The sequence below is a fragment of the Streptomyces sp. NPDC059499 genome (assembly GCF_042749285.1).
Taxonomy (GTDB): Bacteria; Actinomycetota; Actinomycetes; order Streptomycetales; family Streptomycetaceae; genus Streptomyces.
Genome location: NZ_JBHYTT010000012.1, coordinates 36,071 through 52,787, shown reverse-complemented (window position 1 = coordinate 52,787; position 16,717 = coordinate 36,071). Strand labels below are relative to the sequence as shown.

Sequence of the window (16,717 nt, the reverse complement as noted above, 5' to 3'; positions counted from 1 at the left end):
GCATCGCCTTCGGCCGGATGATCCTGGCCGTCGACGGCACGCCGAAGTGTGCGAGGGGAACGGGTGGAGCGCGGCATCGGTCGTACGGGCGCCGGCGGCATGGCGGAGGCGCCGATTCCTGTGCGGGAGCCCTGCTCGTAGCTTCGGCTCCCACACACGGAATTCAGCGCACAGGCATGAACTGACCCAGCTCGATGCGTCGGCGTTCCTCGAGGTCCTCGATGCGCCGCGCCTGTTCATCGGTGAGTACGTCGCACACCCAGTCCCAGTGCAGCGCCACCCGGTCACCGGGGGAGAGCCCGTCGATCAGTGTCCTCCCACCGGCCGAGCAGCGGACGGTCTCCTCCCGCCACGCGCCGTCGGTCAGCCCCGCGCCCTCCCAGCACAGCGGGCGTGACCGCACGGTCGCCACGTCGCTGTCGGCATCGACCACCACTCCGGTACGGATGCGGCACTGGTCGAGCACGGACAGGGCTGTCGGATGCCCGCTCGACCGCAGCATCGACGCCCACGGATACACCTCGAACACCTGGAAGCTGTGATGGGCCAGCGCCCGGTCCCCGGCCTCCCGCCAGGTGCCGCCCAGCTGGCCACGGAACCGGTCGGTCATGCGCTCCACCAGTGCGGCGGGGTCGGCCCGGTCCAGGAGCTCATTGCCGATCCAGTAGGCCTCGACGACCCGCACGTCCAGCGGGTCGGGGATGCCGGCCGTCTCCGCGAGGAACTGGAGATAGCACCAGGCCCCCTCGAACTGCCGGGCCCGTCGCTCGATGTCGTCGGTCGCCTCCCGGCACAGGAGGGCCGCCGCGTCGGCGGGCCCGCAGTAGCCGAGTTCGTTGGGCGGGTAGGCGTATCGCGCGAACAGCAGGGCACCCTCGGCACTCACTCAGCAGATCCTCGGTAGTTGTTCGCCGATCGGCAGCCCGATGACCCGGCTCCCTCCCAGCCCCGTTCTCGCGACGACCATCCCCGCGTGGTCCGGCACGCAGCTGCCGATCCGGCAGGCGGACCGGCCCAGGGGATGGGCCCGCATCGCCTCCAGCACCCGGTCCGCGTCCTCGGCCGGGACGATCGCGATCAGCTTGCCCTCGTTGGCCACCTGGAGCGGGTCGAGCCCGAGCAGACTGCACGCGTCGCGCACCGTCGGCGGCACGGGAAGGAGCCGCTCCACCAGTTCGACGCCCACGTCCGAGGCGCGGGCGATCTCGTTGAGCGAGGCCGACACACCACCGCGCGTGGGGTCCCGGAGCACATGGAGGTCGCTCCCGGTGGCGAGCATGGCGGTGACCAGGCCGTGCAGCGCGGCCGTGTCACTCTCGACCGTCGTACCGAACTCAAGGCCCTCCCGGCAGCTCATCACAGCCACCCCGTGCACGCCGATGTCCCCGCTGACGAGCACGGCGTCACCGGGCCGCGCCCGGCGGGCGTGGATGTCGACACCCGGCGGGACCACGCCGATGCCCGAGGTGTTGAGGTAGACCCCGTCACCGCTGGCGCGCTCCACGACCTTGGTGTCCCCGGTGACCAGCCGAACACCGGCGGCTTCCGCGGCCCGGCCCACGTCCTGGGCGATCCGGCCGAGGTCGCTGAGTGCGGTGCCCTCCGCGAGGATGAAGGCGGTCGACAGGAACAGCGGAGTCGCTCCCGACATGGCCAGGTCGTTGACCGTACCGTTCACGGCAAGGTCGCCGATCGATCCGCCGGGGAAGAACATCGGCTTCACCACGAACGAGTCGGTGGAGAAGGCGAGCCGGGTACCGGACCCCACGGTCAGGACGGCCGAGTCACCGAGGTCGGCGGCGGCCGCGGCACCGTACGCGGGCAGAAACAGGTGCTCGATCAGCTCGGCGGACATCGCACCCCCGCCCCCGTGACCCATCACGACGGACGGGACGTCCCGCAGCGGTACGGGGCAGGCCCACCCCTCGAAGTCGAGATCGGGCACGCCGTCGAGCGGCACGGTCACTTCGTGCGCAACGGCGCTCACATCAGTCACGTCGGTCACTTCGCATCGACCAGTTCCAGTCGGCGGTGGGTGTAGTACGCGGCACACGCGCCCTCGCTGGACACCATCGTCGCGCCCAACGGGTTCCTCGGCGTGCACTCCTTGCCGAACGCCTCGCACAGATGCGGCTTGATCAGCCCCTGGAGTACCTCGCCCGAGCGGCAGAGCGACGACTCCGCGGTGTGAATGCCCGTCACGTCGAACCGTTGCTCCGCGTCGAACTCCCGGTACTTCGCGGAGAGTCGCCAGCCGCTGCGAGGGATCATTCCGATCCCACGCCAGGTCCTGTCGGTCACCTCGAAGACATCGGCGAGCATCTTCATGGCGGGCGCGTTGCCCTCGTCGCGTACGGCCCGGGGATAGGCGTTCTCCACCTCGTGGCGGCCCGCCTCCAACTGCACGACGGTCCGGCGGACGCCCTCCAGGATGTCCAGCGGTTCGAAGCCGGTGACCACGATCGGCACCTTGTACTTCCGGGCCAGCGGCGGGTACTCGGACGTCCCCATCACACTGCACACATGTCCCGCGGCGAGGAACGCCTGAACCCGGCACGTCGACGACTCCATGATGGCGGCGATCGCCGGGGGCACCAGGACATGGGAGACCAGGAGCGAGAAGTTGCGGACCCCGAGCTTCTTGGCCTGATACACCGTCATGGCGTTGGCGGGTGCGGTGGTCTCGAAGCCGATGCCGAAGAAGACGACCTCGCGGTCCGGGTTCTCGCGGGCCAGCTTCAGCGCGTCGAGGGGTGAGTACACCACCCGTACGTCGCCGCCTGCGCTCTTGACGGCGAACAGGTCCTGGCTGCTGCCGGGCACACGCAGCATGTCACCGAACGAGCAGAAGATGACCCCGGGGCGGGCGGCGATCGCCAGTGCCCGGTCGATGGTCTCCAGCGGGGTGACGCAGACGGGGCATCCCGGTCCATGGATCATCTCCACGCTGTCCGGCAGGAGTTGGTCGATGCCGTGGCGGATGATCGAGTGCGTCTGGCCGCCGCAGACCTCCATCATCGCCCACTTCCGCGTGGTGACGGCGTGGATCTGATCGATGAGCTTCTTCGCGAGGTCGGGGTCGCTGAACTCGTCGAGATACTTCACCGGCCGGCTCCTTCGGGGGACGTGCTCTGCTGGGCTGCGACTTCGAGGGGGTCGCCGAACTCCTCGGCGAGGATGCCGAGCCGGTCGAAGTTGGCCAGGGTGTCCTTGGCCGACCGCTCGTCGAGGCGCTGGATGGCGAAACCGACGTGCACGATCACGTATTCACCGACCGTCACATCGGGGATGTACTGGAGGCACACCTCCTTGCGTACCCCGCCGAAGTCCACCTCAGCCATCACGGTGCCGTCGACTTCGGCGGTACTGAGGACGCGCCCCGGAACAGCCAGACACATGGTCCCTCTTCTCTGTGGATCTCTCGGGTACGTGAAGCCGCGGCGTCAGCGAGCTGCGGCGATCATGAGCTGGCCGAGGGCGATCCCACCGTCGTTGGGAGGGAGCAGCCGCGGCCGCAGAACGGTGAAGCCGCGCTCCGTCAGGCCGTGTTGGGACGCTTCGAGCAGTACGGCGTTCTGAAAGACGCCACCGCCCAGGGCCACGGTGTCCAGACCGGTGCTCGTGCGGCAGAGGTCCGCGAGGCCGACGACCAGGGCGGCGACGGCAGCGTGGAAACGGGCGGCGATCTCCCCGGCGGACTCCCCGGCCCGTACGTCGGACACCACGGCCCGCACGACGGGGCCCGGATCCGCGACGGCGGGGTCCTCGCCCGCGCCGGGCCGGATCGCGAAGCGGTAGCCGTTCCCGGCGGCCAGGGGGCCCACCGCAGCGCCCCGGGCCAGCCCCTCCAGTTCCATGGCCGCCTCCGCCTCGTACGCCACCTCGTGTCGTACACCGGCCAGGGAGGCGACCGCGTCGAAGAGCCGACCCATCCCCGATGTCGGCACACAGCCGAAGCCGGTCGTGAACTGGTGGGCCAGCACCTCGCGTTCGGCGGCCGGGCAGGCCTGGACCGCGGGCAGGTCCGCGTCCCAGGGAAGTCCGGCCGCGTGCAGATGCGCGAGCGCCATCCGGTAGGGCCGCAGCACACTCGCGTCGCCCCCGGCCAGCGGTACGTAACCCAGGTGCGCGGCTCTGCGGAACGACGCGTAGCCGGCCACCAGGACCTCACCGCCCCAGGCCGCACCGTCGTCCCCGTGGCCGGTGCCGTCGAAGGCGATGCCGATCACCCGCTCGTCCCGGCCCAGGCCGTGTTCCGCCATGACCGACGCGATGTGCGCGTGGTGGTGCTGCACGGTCCGCACGGGCCGCCCGGCCGCATGGGCGCGGGCCCAGTCGCCGGAGTGGTAGCCGGGATGGCGGTCGGCGACCAACAGGGCGGGTTCCACCCCGGTGAGTTCCTCGAGGTGCCTCTCCGTGCGCGTCAGGGCGTCGACCGTGGACAGGTCGTCCATGTCGCCGATGTGCTGGCTCAGCCAGGCATAGCGGCCCTCGCCCAGGGCACAGGTGTTCTTCAGGTCCGCGCCCACGGCGAGCGTCGGCGGTACGTCGAAGGGCAGCGCGAGCGGCAGCGGGGCATACCCGCGTGAGCGGCGCAGCGGCAGCTCCGCGCCCGCCACGTAGCGGCTGACCGAGTCGTCGCACGGCACGTGGATCCGCCGGTCGTGCCGTAGCCACGCATCGACCAGCGGCGCGAGTACGGACAGCGCGTCGCCGTCGTCGGTGACGATGGGCTCGCCCGAGAGGTTGGCCGACGTCATCACCAGTGCGTCCGGGCCAGGGTCGTCGTCGCCGAGCCCGAAGAGCAGAACGTGCAGGGGCGTGTACGGGAGCAGCAGCCCGAGGTCGGCACAGCCGGGCGCCACGGCGTCGGACACCCCGGCACCGGCGCCCGCCCCGGCGGGCCGCCGGGGCAGGAGCACGATCGGGCGTCGGCCACCGGTCAGAAGCTCTTCCTCGTCCGCCGTGACGGTCACCAGTCGCCGCGCCACGTCGAGGTCCGGGACCATCACCGCGAACGGCTTGCCACCCCGCCGCTTGCGCCGGCGCAGCTCGGTCACGGCCGCCGCGTTGCGGGCGTCGCACACCAGGTGGTACCCGCCCAGTCCCTTGACCGCGATGATCCCGCCGTCGGCGAGGAGCTTGCGGGCGGTGCGCAGCGCGTCCTCGTCACGGGACAGGGGCACCCCTTCGCCGCCGACCAGTTCGAGCCGGGGCCCGCAGTCGGGGCAGGCGACCGGCTGGGCGTGGAAGCGCCGGTCGCCAGGATCCTCGTACTCCGTCCGGCAGGCCGCGCACATCTCGAAGTCCGCCATCGTGGTCGCGGCCCGGTCGTACGGCAGGCCGGTGACGATCGTGAACCGGGGACCGCAGTGCGTACAGGTGATGAAGGGGTGGCGGTAGCGCCGGTCCGACGGGTCGGCCAGCTCGTCGAGACAGTCGCGGCAGGTGGCGACGTCGGGCGGGACGAGTGTCCTGGCCCGGTCGGCCGTGCCGGAGTGCTCGATGGTGAAGCCCGTGCCGCCGCGCGTCGGCAGCTCGCTCGTCCGTACGTCCTCGACGACCGCGAGTGGCGGGGCGTCGGCCCGCAGTCTGCGGCCGAACTCCTCCACGGCGTCGGCCGGTCCCTCGACCTCGGTGAGCACCCCGTCCCCGGTGTTCGTCACCGTGCCGCTGAGCATCAGCTCGGAGGCGGTGACATACACGAAGGGCCGGAAACCCACGCCCTGCACGACGCCGCGCACCTCGAACCTGCGGCGCACCCGCTCCGCCCGGCCGCGCCCCATCATCTCCAGGCCCGACATGGCCTCCCGGGCCTTCGCCCGGTCGATGAGCTCGACGGCGAAGCCCATGTGGAGAAGGACCCAGTCGTCGCAGCCGGGCGGATCGTCGAGCATTCCGATGTTGACGCGTCGTCGGGCGCCCTCGACATCCACCAGGGCCAGCTGGCCCGCATAGCCGTCCACGATCTCCACGACGCGGCCAGGAATGCCTAGGCACATGATCAGGATCTCCGGAGTTCGGCGCTCTTCACGGACGCGTTCGGTACGGCGGGGACAAGCTGCCGGACCAGGGTGTGCACTGCCTGGACCGCCTCGGGCACCGCACGGCCGACGGCTTCGCTGAGCCCGATGCCCTCCTCGACCCCGGCGGGCGTACAGCCGACGAGGAAGGTGAGCGGAAGAGTACCGCCCAATTGATCCAGATTTGCCAGGACAGCGACCGGATTCATGCCATGGGCGTCGAATTCACCCGTACCGAGGTCCTCCGGGTCGATGCGGAGGACCGTCACCTCCCCGGGCGCGCCGCCACCCGGGCACGCGTCGACCAGCACCAGCGCGTCGTACCCGTCCAGCAGGTCGTACGCGAGGTGCATACCGCGGATTCCGTAGTCCACCACGCGGACCTGCGGGGGCAGTCCGCCCTCGGCGGCCAGCCGCCGTACGGCCTCCGGGCCGAAGCCGTCGTCGCTCAGGAAGAGATTGCCGATGCCCGCCACCAGTACCCGGGCGGCGGTGTGCGGTGCGTCCGTCATGCTCGGCTCAGCCGCCACCGGACTGGAGGCGCGGAGCCTTCGGGTGCTCGGCCTTCTTCGGCTGTACGGAGGTGTCGGACCGCTCGTCCGAGGTGCCCGACGGCCGGTCGACGGGTCCGCCTTCGGGCTGGTCCGAGCCGGTGTCGCGGGACCCCATCGGGCCCCGTTCCGCCTGCGGCTCCTCCTGGACCCGGCTGTCCTTCTCCGGTGTGTCCGCCATGGGGTGCTCCTCACTCATGTCAATCGGGTCGGGGTTCACATGGAACGGATGCGCAGGTAGCGGCGGATGTCGGGGATCGACCTGATCGCGACCCCGACGGCGACGACGCCCATGGCCGCCCCCACGACAGCGGTGATGAAGCCCAGGTTCTTCACGATCGGTTCTCCTCTCGGTACGGCGCCGACTCCTCGACGCTCAGGGGTGTCAGCTCGTCGGGCGCGAAGTAGAAGTAGCGGCCGTACCAGTCGTGCAGGTCGGACGCCGGGTCGTCGACGAGGACCAGGGCGATGTGCGTACCGCCGTCCACGTCCGCGAGCACCGCGGTCACCCTTGCCACCTGGCCGGCGAAGAACAGGTCCTGTGCGTCCGCCCGCCGGGAGGGATGGACGCGGACCAGGCTGCCCCTGGCCACCCGCACCCCGTCGATGACCACCGCGTCGCTGTCCGGCCGGACGGAGGCGTCGGCCGCCGGATCCCACCAGGGCGCGCCCGCGGTGTCGAAGTCGGCGGGCTCCACGTCCCGCACATCGCCGGGCGGGACCACGAGAGCGGCGGGCAGGGGGGCGTGCGGGTCGCGCAACAGGCCGTGCAGCTGCTGGAGGTCGGCGGGCGACATCCCGTCGCACCGGTCGATGATCTCCCTGGCCCGGGGGTCGGTGGCGCGGGCCTCCGCCTTCTCCTCCTCCGTCATGGTCATCACCCGGAGGGTCAGGATCTCGTCGATCTCGGTCGAGTCGAACAGGGCGCCCGGGCTCTGCTCGGCGACCTCCGGGTAGTCGTACAGGATGATCGGCGCACCGAGGAGGGTGTCCGTCGCTCCCTTAGGACCGGCCAGCACGGGCCAGCATCTGCGCTGCCGGCACCGCCCGGCGGCCGCCGCCGCTTCGGCGGGCGGTTCGAGCAGCGAGACGAACGCCGCGTCATGCGCGCTCAGGAGCAGATGCGCGCCGATCAGCGAGGCCCGGATCGCGGCGTCCTTGGTGTCCGCCGGCTCAGGGTGCTCGTTGGTGACGCTCACCGTCAGGCGTACGCAGCCGTCGTCCATGACGGCACGCGTACGGATACGGACCCTCAGCGGCAGCCGCCGCCGCACGATCCTGCCGACCACCGCGCCCCGGGCGTCGGTCACCGGTTCGGAGTCCTCACCGCCCGTCACCTCGTGGACGGAGTCGGCCGGTTCGTCCAACGGCAGTGCGGCCAGGATGACTTCCCGCTCCACCGCCTCGTCCCAGGACATCACCGAGGCGCCGTCGACGGTGAGCCGGTCCACCGGAACCTCGGCCCCGTCCTCACCCGTGGACCGCACCTCGCGGACCTGGAGCTGGAGGAAGCGCAGATGAACGGTGACGGCCGCCGGCCCGTCCTGCGGTGTCAGCAGGCACTGCATCTCCATCCCGGGTTCCTCGCCGAAACTCGCCGCTGTGGCATACGGCGGTCCGAGGACGCCGAACTGCCAGCGCGAGCGGTTCTTGTGCGAGCTGGCGCGGTACGGGTAGAGGAGATACCCCTCGTACAGCACGGCGTCGGCGATCGTACGCACCTGGTCGAGACTCACAGGGCCACCTTGTCGTGCTCGGCCAGGAGGGCCTGGACCGTCTCGTCCCAGCTGATCAGCCCGCGCCGGGCCCGGAAGTCCGCGAAGCGCGCGAGCACCTCGTGGTCCAGTCTGATCCAGCCGGTGTTGGGGAAGTGCGACGCCACCAGGTGCCGCCACACCGCGACCGGCATCTGATACCGGGCCTCGCAGTCCCACGGCACCCGTTCGACCCCGAAGCCCTCGCTGCCCCGGGTGAAGACCGTGCCGGAGAACATCAGGGCGAGCGGCACCGCACCCTCGCCCAGTGCGTGGAGATAACGGGAGCCGACCACATCGAAGTCGTACGTGCACGGCAGGGCGAGATCGACCTCGGTGACGTCGCCGAACCCCTGCACCGTCGTGTCACAGCTCATCCACTGGAACGGCTTCAAGGTGTCCGTCCAGCGTTCCCGGCCACCGAACAGCGCCTGGAGGCCGCTCTGTTCGGCCTCGTCGTAGTGGCGCCGCTGCGGCTCGATACGCACCTGGCAGTGCAGGGCGACGGCGTGGATCCGCGTACCCGTCCGCTCCTCGATCCGCAGCCGCGCGGTCAGCTGCGGTGCGGCCGCGTACGGATCGGCGGCGATGTCCAGCACGGAGAACGCGAAGTCGCTCATGGTGCCCCGATCCCGGCGGGCCGGCTGCGGTCCGCCACCTGCGCGAAGAACGAGTCCATGGCGGCGAGTGCCTCGGAGCCGCCGTCGAATCCCCGCCACAGGGTGCGGAGTCGGCCCACCAACTCGTAACAGGCGTCGATCGGCACGAGGTGACACGATGCGCCGCCGTCCTGGGTGCGCCGGATGAGCAGGGCCTCGACATCGGGACGCAGTACGGCAAGCTCCGGGCTCGCCTCGACGACGGCCTCCCAGGCGTCCAGCGGGAGTTCCGACTCGGTGGCCCCGGCGGGGCCCGGGTAGAACGCGACCATGCGGTCCTGGACGGAATTGCGGAACAGGAAGGCGAGGCCCACGGGGATCTGCAACTCGTCCCAGGCACGCCCGTCCACGGTCAGTCCGGCGAAGTGCAGATAGCGCTCAGGAACCGCCCGGTACCGCAACTCGGCGCTCTCGTCGGTGAACAGCAGATAGCAGGCCCGGCACCCGCACATCAGAGCGCGGCTGTCGAGACTCACCACATGGGAATGGTTCTCGCCGATCGGTTCCGCGCACATCTCGCAGCGATCCCCGACAGGCGGCTGCGGCCGGTTGCGTGTGAGCCGCAGCAGAGTGGCGGCCGGGGAGGCGGCACGGGCGGTCGCGATCACGGTGCCACCGCCGCGGGCACCGACACGGAGACGGCGGACCCGTCCGAGAGCAGGGGCAGCGGTGCCAGATGCACGCCGTCGCCGTCGAGGCAGACCCCGGCCCGTCGCACGTCGTAGTGCGCACGGCACCCGGCGCAGCGCAGTACCGCGTCGCCGGCCGCACCGCCCAGTCGCCGCGCCAGTGTGGCGCCCTCGAGCGGCTGCTCGCAGCGCGCGCACCGGTCCTCGAAGGCGAAGAGGTCGGAGCCCACCCGGCACACCAGAACCGGCATCCTGCCGACCCCGACCCGGGCCACCGCGCCGGACGCCAGCCCGGAGAGCTCAGGCACGACTTCCCACGACGCGCCGTCGTCGCCGGGTGCCCCGGTCTCCGCGTGCAGCCGGGCGAACAGCGAGTCGACCGGCACCAGCGGCCCCGCCGCTCCGGCAGCCTCCTCGTCGGCCGCCGTCTCCACCTCGATCGAGGTGATCTCCGGAGCCGCCGCCTCCACCGCACCCTGCACGGCCAGCTTCAGCGTGACCGAGGAGGACGGGCAGCCGTCGCAACTTCCCAGCAGCCGCAACCGGACAGTGCCCTCGTCGGTGACGGCGAGCAGTTCCACATCACCGCCGTGCGACCCCAGATACGGGCGCACACCCTCCAGCGCCTCCTCGACCCGGGTCTCCACGCTGTACGGGTGAAGCCCGTGCACCAGCAGGACACTGGACACCAGCTCGTCACCGGCGAGCGCGGCCAGGACACCGTCGTCCAGCCGCCCCTGCTCGTGCACCAGGTCCAGCAGCCGTTCCAGTCCGGCGCCGTAGAAATCGGCGACGAGCCGCACCAGTTCCTCGCTGCGCTCCCGGGCGACCGCGCCGCCCGAGCCACTCGCGGCGATCAGGGTGTCGATGCGGTCACCGGTCGTCCGCCAGTCGGGCGTGGCCCGTGTCTCCTCCTGCGCCATCACTCGCTGCCCGCGGACTGGGTGGGGGAGTGCAGGAGTTCCAGCTTCTTGCCCTCGCCGAGATACATGTGCACTCCGCAGGGCAGACAGGGGTCGAAGCTGCGCACCGTACGCATGATGTCGATGCCCTTGAAGTGCTCCCGGTCGTTCTCCTCGAAGATCGGCTGCCCCTGTACCGCGTCCTCGTAGGGACCGGGCGTGCCGTAGGTGTCACGAGGGCTCGCGTTCCACGGGGTCGGCGGGTACGGGTGGTAGTTGGCGATCTTGCCGTCCCGGATCACCATGTGGTGCGAGAGGACACCGCGCACCGCCTCGGTGAACCCGCAGCCCACACCCTCCTCGGGAACCTCGAACTTCTCCCAGGTCTTGGTGTTCCCGGACCGGATCTCCACGAGAGCCTTCTCCGCGAAGTGCAGCGCGCAGGCTGCCGCGTACGCCTGGAAGTAGCTCCGCGCCCGGTTGCGCTCGATGGTGTTGCTCCACTTCGGGACGTGCCACTCCAGCTCCACCGGCCCCTTGAGGGCGGTCTTGGGGAGGTTGATCTTGACGCTGTGGCCGGTGGCCTGGATGTAGCCGATGTCGACCAGGCCGGCCAGCGCCGTGGTCCACAGGCGCGCGAGCGGCCCGCCGCCGGTGTCCAGCGCCAGGTAGTCCTTGCCGTCGAACCACCGCGGCGACATGACCCAGCTGTACTTGTCGTCCAGATCCCGCTTCTGCGGCTGCGGGTTGGTGTGCTGGTTCCACGGGTGGCGGCGGTCGACCGGATTGCCGAGCGGGTCGTGGGAGACGAAGGTCTCCTGCTCGTCCCAGTCGTTGTAGTAGGACGAACCGAGCAGGATCCGGATGCCGAGGTTGATCTTGACCAGGTCGGTGGTGACCAGCTTCCCGTCGACGACGACACCCGGGGTGACGTACATCTTCCGGCCCCAGTCGGTCATGTCCTTGTACTCGAAGTTGCAGTGCTCCGGGTCCTGGAAGGAGCCCCAGCAGCCCAGCAGAATGCGCCGGTTGCCGACCTGTTCGTACCCCGGCAGGGCCTCGTAGAAGAAGTCGAAGAGGTCGTCGTGCATCGGTACGACCTTCTTCATGAACTCGACGTACCGCTGGAGCCGGGTGATGTAGTCCGTCATCAGCTGGATCGTCGCCACGGTGCCGACGCCGCCCGGATAGAGCGTCGAGGGATGGACGTGCCGCCCCTCCATCAGGCAGAACATCTCCCGTGTCATCCGGCTGACCTGGAGCGCCTCGCGGTAGAACTCGCCGGTGAACGGGTTCAGCGACCGCATGATGTCGCCGATGGTCTTGTACCCGTGGGCGTCGGCGTGCGGGGAGGGAGTGCGGTTGGCCTGCTCCAGTACACCGGGATTGGTCTCCGCGACCATTTTCTCGCAGTAGTCGACCCCGACCAGGTTCTCCTGGAAGATGTTGTGGTCGAACATGTACTCCGCGGCCTCGCCGAGATTCACGATCCATTCACCGAGGTGCGGAGGCTTCACTCCGTACGCCATGTTCTGCGCGTAACAGGAGCAGGTGGCGTGGTTGTCACCACAGATTCCGCAGATTCTACTGGTGATGAAGTGCGCGTCCCGCGGGTCCTTCCCCTTCATGAAGACGGAATAGCCGCGGAAGATGGAACTGGTGCTGTGGCACTCGGCGACGACCTTCTGTTTGAAGTCGATCTTCGTGTAGATGCCCAGGCTGCCGACGATCCGGGTAATGGGATCCCACGCCATTTCGACCAGGTCGTCCTTGCCCCGGCCGCCTCCGGCACCCTTGTGCTGGGTCGCGGTCATGCGCCGCCTCATCTTTCTGTCCGTTGCGGTGATTGCGCGGTCAATTACCAGGTGCGTGTGGCACCGGTCTTGAGTTCGCGGCCCGGCTTACGCCATTTCGGTTCGCGGTCCAAGGTGTGCGTCGTGATGTTGCGCAGGCGCCGCATCGTCGCCCCGTACAGGCCGACCGCGTTCGTCGAGAGCTTCCCGCCGGGAGGTTCGTCCATGAACGGCATGAACTTGTCCGGGAACCCGGGCATGGTGCAGCCGATGCAGATGCCACCGACGTTTGGGCAGCCGCCGATGCCGTTCATCCAGCCCCGCTTGGGCACATTGCACTTGACCGTGGGCCCCCAGCAGCCCAGCTTGACGATGCACTTCGGTGAGCCGTACTCCGTCGCGAAGTCGGCCTGCTCGTAGTAGCCGGCCCGGTCGCAGCCCTCATGGACCGTCGATCCGAACAGCCACGTCGGTCGCAGCGCGTCATCGAGCGGGATCATCGGCGCCTGGCCCGTGGCCATGTAGAGCAGATAGGTCAGCGTCTCCGACAGGTTGTCCGGCTGGATCGGGCACCCGGGGACGCACACGATCGGGATTCCGGCCTTGGACTTCCAGTCCCACCCCAGGTAGTCGGGGACTCCCATCGCGCCTGTGGGGTTGCCCGCCATGGCGTGGATGCCGCCGTACGTCGCGCAGGTGCCGACCGCGACGACCGCGGTTGCCTTCGGAGTGAGCCGGTCGAGCCACTCGCTGGTCGTCATCGGCTGGCCCGTGGCCGGGTCATTGCCGAAACCGCACCAGTACCCGTCGTCGTGCAGGCGCTCATTCGGAATCGATCCCTCGACCACCAGGACGAACGGTTCCAGTTCGCCGCGGTCCGCCTTGAAGAACCACTCGAGGAAATCGTCGGCGCCGCCGTTGGGCCCGCACTCGAAATCGATGAGCGGCCAGTGCACAGCGACCTGCGGAAGCCCCGGAAGGGCGCCCAGGGCGATCTCCTCGATGCTCGGCTGGGTGGCGGCCGTGAGAGAGACAGAATCTCCGTCGCAGCTCAGCCCCGCGTTGATCCACAGAACATGGATCAAGGTGTCCTCCGCCTTTACCGCTTCCTCTGTCGGCATGGCACTGCCGCCTTTCAGAATGACGGCCCAGCGGCCGTTGGCCCCACGGATGGGAATACGCACATTGCTACCATCACGCCTCGATCCGACGATTCCGGCAACACGGCACATCCATCACCTGCCGCAATTCAGGGACCGAACGACCTCATGACGGGGGGCTGCTCGGGTGATGCGGCCGTGTGATCGGGCCGGTCCGTCGGCCTCGCGGCCGCCTCGTGCCCCTACAGTCGGAGCCATCCGCGGAAGGAGGTGGCAGCCGTGCACGAGCTGGCCATCACGCAGAGTGTCGTCGACGCGGTGTGCGAGCGCGCCGCGGGGCGTCCGGTCCACTCGGTGTGCGTACGCGTGGGCGTGCTCACCGCCGTGGTGCCCGACGCGATGCGCTTCTGCTTCGGGCTGGTCACGGAGGGAACGACCGCCGAGGGGGCACGGCTGGAGATCGACCAGCCCCCCGGCACGGGCCGCTGCCGCACCTGCACCGTCGAATTCACCTTGGCCGACCTGATTCTGCTGTGCCCCTGCGGCAGTGCGGATGTGGAGATCACATCGGGACAGGAACTGCAGATCGTTTCCATGAAAGTGGGCTGAACATGTGCGCTACGTGCGGCTGCTCCGAGGAGTCCGGCGGAACCAGGATCGTGATGCTGCGGGAGGACGATGCACCCGACCATCCGCATCCGCACACCCACCCGCACACCCACCCGCACCCGCACCCGCACGAGCGTGCGCGGTCGAACGACACCGGTGAGACCGTCACCATCGAGCAGAAGGTACTCGCCAAGAACAACGCTGTCGCGGAACGTAACCGCGCCTGGCTGACCGACCGCGGGGTCGTGGCCGTGAACATGATGAGCTCACCGGGGGCAGGCAAGACGACGCTCCTGGAACGCACCATCACCGATCTGGGCGGCCGCCGGCCGGTGGCCGTCATCGAGGGCGACCAGGAGACCCGACTCGACGCCGACCGGATCAGGAGTACGGGCTGCGCCGTGGTACAGGTCAACACCGGGGCGGGATGCCATCTCGACGCGGAGATGATGCAGGACGCCCTCACGGCGCTGTCCCCGGCGGCGGGCTCGTTGCTCATGGTCGAGAATGTCGGGAATCTGGTGTGCCCCGCCCTGTTCGACCTGGGTGAGCGCAGCAAGGTCGTGATCATCTCGGTCACGGAGGGTACCGACAAGCCACTGAAGTATCCGTACATGTTCGCGGCGGCCGACCTGATCCTCATCAACAAGGCCGATCTGCTGCCCTACGTCGACTTCGACGTCGAGCAGTGCGCTCGCCACGCACGCTCGGTCAATCCGGCCGTACGTGTGCTGACGGTCTCCGCGACCACCGGCGCGGGCCTCGCCCAGTGGTACGACTGGCTCGCCGAACAGCGGTAGCAGCCGCGCCGGGCCGCGATCAGTCCCGGGGGCGTGGGGGCCGGGCCGCAGAACCGGATGCGGGGCCTTCCTTGCGTACGAACGCCCGGCGCAGCCCGTGGTACGGGTGGTGCTGGTCCTCGAAGATGCGCCGCATCCGGTCGAGTTCGGCCGCACGGTACGGTGCCAGGTCGACCCGGTCCCGCTCCGCCTTCTTGGCGTTGACACGGGACTGCGTCGCGGGCATCGCGGCCAGGCGGGCCGCCAGGGCGCCGACCTCGGAGTCGAACGCCGTGGGTGCACACGCGATGACTCTGTCGACGAGCCCGAGTCCGTGGGCGGCCGCGGAGCTGACCGGAAGCGCGTCCTGCATGAGCCGCTCGGCCGCGGCCGCCCCCACCCGCCGCGGCAGCGAGTACGTCCAGTACTCCGACCCGTACAGCCCCATCAGGCGGTAGTGCGGATTGAGTACCGCGCCCGCCCTGCACCACACCTCGTCGGCGGCCAGGGCCAGCATCACCCCGCCTGCCGCGGCGTTTCCGGCCACCGCGGAGACGACGAGCCGGTCCGTCGTTGTCAGCACCGCTTCCACCAGATCGTCCATCGCGTTGATGTTGGCCCAGGACTCGGCGCCCGGATCGGCCGCCGCCTCGATCACATTGAGGTGGATGCCGTTGGAGAAGAAGTCCCGGCCGCCCCCGACGACCAGTACCGAAGTGGGCCGGGAGCAGGCGAACCGGTACGCGCGCAGCAGCCGCCGGCACTGCTCCGTACTCATTGCGCCACCGCGGAACGAGAACGACAGAAGGCCGGCGCCCGCCTCCTCCCGGTAACCGATCTCGGCCCACGTGTCCTCGTGACCGTTGCGGTGCAGCGGAGCCGGCCGCGCAGCCACGGCGGACAAGCGCCCGGACAGCGCCACGGTGGCGGGGAGCTTGAAGGTGGCCGGACCGCCCGGCGCCCGCCGGGGCCGCAGTTCGGGAATCCACACCGCGCCGTCAACGGTCGCCCGGCAGATGGCACCGTCACGGGTGGCCACGATCTCCCCCGGGCGCCCGCTCAGCCGGGGTTCGGGATACCCGCCGTGCAGGAACCACTCGTCGCCCATGACGTCGTCCAGCACACCGGGCTGGGAGTCAGCCGCTCTGAGTTTGCGCACAACCGTGGAGGTGGAGTCCGACTGCCAGTCGATGCGCCGTAGTGACTGGCGGAACAACGGTCGGCAGCGCGGGCCTGCTCCCGCGTCCTGCGGCGTCGGCCTGTACGTCCCGGAAGCGAAGCGCTCGACGGCCAGGAGCACCGCCGCCATGGCGGCGTCCGAGACCTCGTTGCGGTACAGGTCGCTCTTGCCCACCGGGGGCAGCACGCAGGGAACGGACGCCCAGACGTCTCCGGCGTCCATCTCCGCGTTCGCCTGCAGCACGGTGACACCCCAGCGGTCCGTGCCCTCGTGGAGGGCCCAGTCGAGGGAGGAGGGCCCGCGGTCGCCGACCGGCCCGGGATGGACGATGAGGCAGGTGTGGAGCGACCACACGTCCTCGGGAATCGCGGTCCTCAGATAGGGCGCCACAACAAGGCCCGGATTCTCCTGGCGGACGGCATCCCGGACGGAGCCGCCCGTGTCCTCGTGCACGAGCCGCACGGCCACCGAGTGCCCGTGGTCCCTGAGTTCGGCCTGCACGCGTTGGGTGAGGCTGTTGAAGGCGCTCGCGAGAAGCAGGATATGCATGGCGATCACTCCCGGTGGCTGGGGTCCGTTCGGAGCGAGCGTGAACGTGTATCCGTACTCACGGGGACCCAACGGGCCTGAGAATGCCGAGATTCACTCGAAAGTGAGAATCCTGTTCCGGGAGCGCCCTGCCACGGCGCCTTCTGCGCGAACACCTGGTCTCTCCGACCTTCGTGGCTGCCGGCACGA

General features: G+C 69.8%; 17 protein-coding genes. 2 read left to right on the top strand and 15 right to left on the bottom strand.

The features are described 5' to 3' along the window. Positions 1–163: 163 nt before the first annotated feature. From ACFW9O_RS25570 to ACFW9O_RS25505, 14 genes are read right to left on the bottom strand one after another with little or no spacing between them, the layout of a single operon-like run. A complete protein-coding gene (locus ACFW9O_RS25570; RefSeq protein WP_384612424.1) occupies positions 164–886 on the bottom strand; it encodes a DUF6390 family protein in 723 nt (240 codons plus the stop codon). After that, complete coding sequence (gene hypE / locus ACFW9O_RS25565) at positions 887–2,005, bottom strand: hydrogenase expression/formation protein HypE (RefSeq protein WP_384612423.1); 1,119 nt, start codon at positions 2,003–2,005, stop codon at positions 887–889. Then, positions 2,002–3,105 (bottom strand): hydrogenase formation protein HypD, encoded by a 1,104-nt coding sequence (gene hypD / locus ACFW9O_RS25560; RefSeq protein WP_384612421.1) that lies wholly within the window; start codon positions 3,103–3,105, stop codon positions 2,002–2,004. The genes hypE and hypD overlap by 4 nt, the downstream gene beginning before the upstream one ends. After that, positions 3,102–3,398 carry a HypC/HybG/HupF family hydrogenase formation chaperone gene (locus ACFW9O_RS25555; protein WP_351170369.1) on the bottom strand — a complete coding sequence of 99 codons (297 nt, stop codon included), beginning with the start codon at positions 3,396–3,398 and terminating at the stop codon, positions 3,102–3,104. The genes hypD and ACFW9O_RS25555 overlap by 4 nt, the downstream gene beginning before the upstream one ends. 45 nt (positions 3,399–3,443) lie before the next feature. Beyond that, positions 3,444–6,002, bottom strand: a complete 2,559-nt coding sequence (gene hypF, locus ACFW9O_RS25550) for a carbamoyltransferase HypF (protein ID WP_384612419.1) — start codon at positions 6,000–6,002, stop codon at positions 3,444–3,446. A gap of 2 nt (positions 6,003–6,004) precedes the next feature. Then, positions 6,005–6,535 carry a hydrogenase maturation protease gene (locus ACFW9O_RS25545; RefSeq protein ID WP_384612417.1) on the bottom strand — a complete coding sequence of 177 codons (531 nt, stop codon included), beginning with the start codon at positions 6,533–6,535 and terminating at the stop codon, positions 6,005–6,007. 7 nt (positions 6,536–6,542) lie between these two features. Further along, complete coding sequence (locus ACFW9O_RS25540; RefSeq protein WP_384612415.1) at positions 6,543–6,755, bottom strand: hypothetical protein; 213 nt, start codon at positions 6,753–6,755, stop codon at positions 6,543–6,545. Between the two features lie 35 nt (positions 6,756–6,790). After that, the gene (locus ACFW9O_RS25535; protein WP_384612413.1) at positions 6,791–6,910 is read right to left on the bottom strand and encodes a DUF6893 family small protein; all 120 of its coding nucleotides are present in this window, start codon (positions 6,908–6,910) and stop codon (positions 6,791–6,793) included. Then, on the bottom strand, positions 6,907–8,310 hold the full coding sequence (locus ACFW9O_RS25530) for a hypothetical protein (RefSeq protein WP_384612412.1): 1,404 nt from the start codon (positions 8,308–8,310) through the stop codon (positions 6,907–6,909). Before ACFW9O_RS25530 ends, ACFW9O_RS25535 begins: the two co-directional genes overlap by 4 nt. Next, on the bottom strand, positions 8,307–8,948 hold the full coding sequence (locus ACFW9O_RS25525) for a DUF6084 family protein (protein ID WP_384612411.1): 642 nt from the start codon (positions 8,946–8,948) through the stop codon (positions 8,307–8,309). The genes ACFW9O_RS25530 and ACFW9O_RS25525 overlap by 4 nt, the downstream gene beginning before the upstream one ends. Further along, positions 8,945–9,595, bottom strand: coding sequence for a DUF5947 family protein (locus ACFW9O_RS25520; protein ID WP_384612409.1), 651 nt, complete (start codon positions 9,593–9,595; stop codon positions 8,945–8,947). Before ACFW9O_RS25520 ends, ACFW9O_RS25525 begins: the two co-directional genes overlap by 4 nt. Further along, the gene (locus ACFW9O_RS25515; protein WP_384612407.1) at positions 9,592–10,539 is read right to left on the bottom strand and encodes a NifU family protein; all 948 of its coding nucleotides are present in this window, start codon (positions 10,537–10,539) and stop codon (positions 9,592–9,594) included. Before ACFW9O_RS25515 ends, ACFW9O_RS25520 begins: the two co-directional genes overlap by 4 nt. Then, positions 10,539–12,332 (bottom strand): nickel-dependent hydrogenase large subunit, encoded by a 1,794-nt coding sequence (locus ACFW9O_RS25510; protein ID WP_351181645.1) that lies wholly within the window; start codon positions 12,330–12,332, stop codon positions 10,539–10,541. Before ACFW9O_RS25510 ends, ACFW9O_RS25515 begins: the two co-directional genes overlap by 1 nt. A gap of 44 nt (positions 12,333–12,376) precedes the next feature. After that, positions 12,377–13,432 (bottom strand): hydrogenase expression protein HypE, encoded by a 1,056-nt coding sequence (locus ACFW9O_RS25505; RefSeq protein ID WP_351181648.1) that lies wholly within the window; start codon positions 13,430–13,432, stop codon positions 12,377–12,379. A 258-nt stretch (positions 13,433–13,690) separates the two neighbouring features. Here ACFW9O_RS25505 and ACFW9O_RS25500 point away from each other — a divergent pair, with 258 nt between their 5' ends. Then, complete coding sequence (locus ACFW9O_RS25500; RefSeq protein ID WP_384612405.1) at positions 13,691–14,020, top strand: hydrogenase maturation nickel metallochaperone HypA; 330 nt, start codon at positions 13,691–13,693, stop codon at positions 14,018–14,020. 2 nt (positions 14,021–14,022) lie between these two features. After that, entirely contained in the window at positions 14,023–14,820 is a 798-nt protein-coding gene (gene hypB, locus ACFW9O_RS25495; protein ID WP_384612403.1) for a hydrogenase nickel incorporation protein HypB, read from the top strand. Between the two features lie 19 nt (positions 14,821–14,839). On the opposite strand, the gene ACFW9O_RS25490 is transcribed toward hypB, so the two are convergent. Then, the gene (locus ACFW9O_RS25490; RefSeq protein ID WP_384612401.1) at positions 14,840–16,528 is read right to left on the bottom strand and encodes a hydrogenase maturation protein; all 1,689 of its coding nucleotides are present in this window, start codon (positions 16,526–16,528) and stop codon (positions 14,840–14,842) included. Positions 16,529–16,717: the final 189 nt, after the last annotated feature.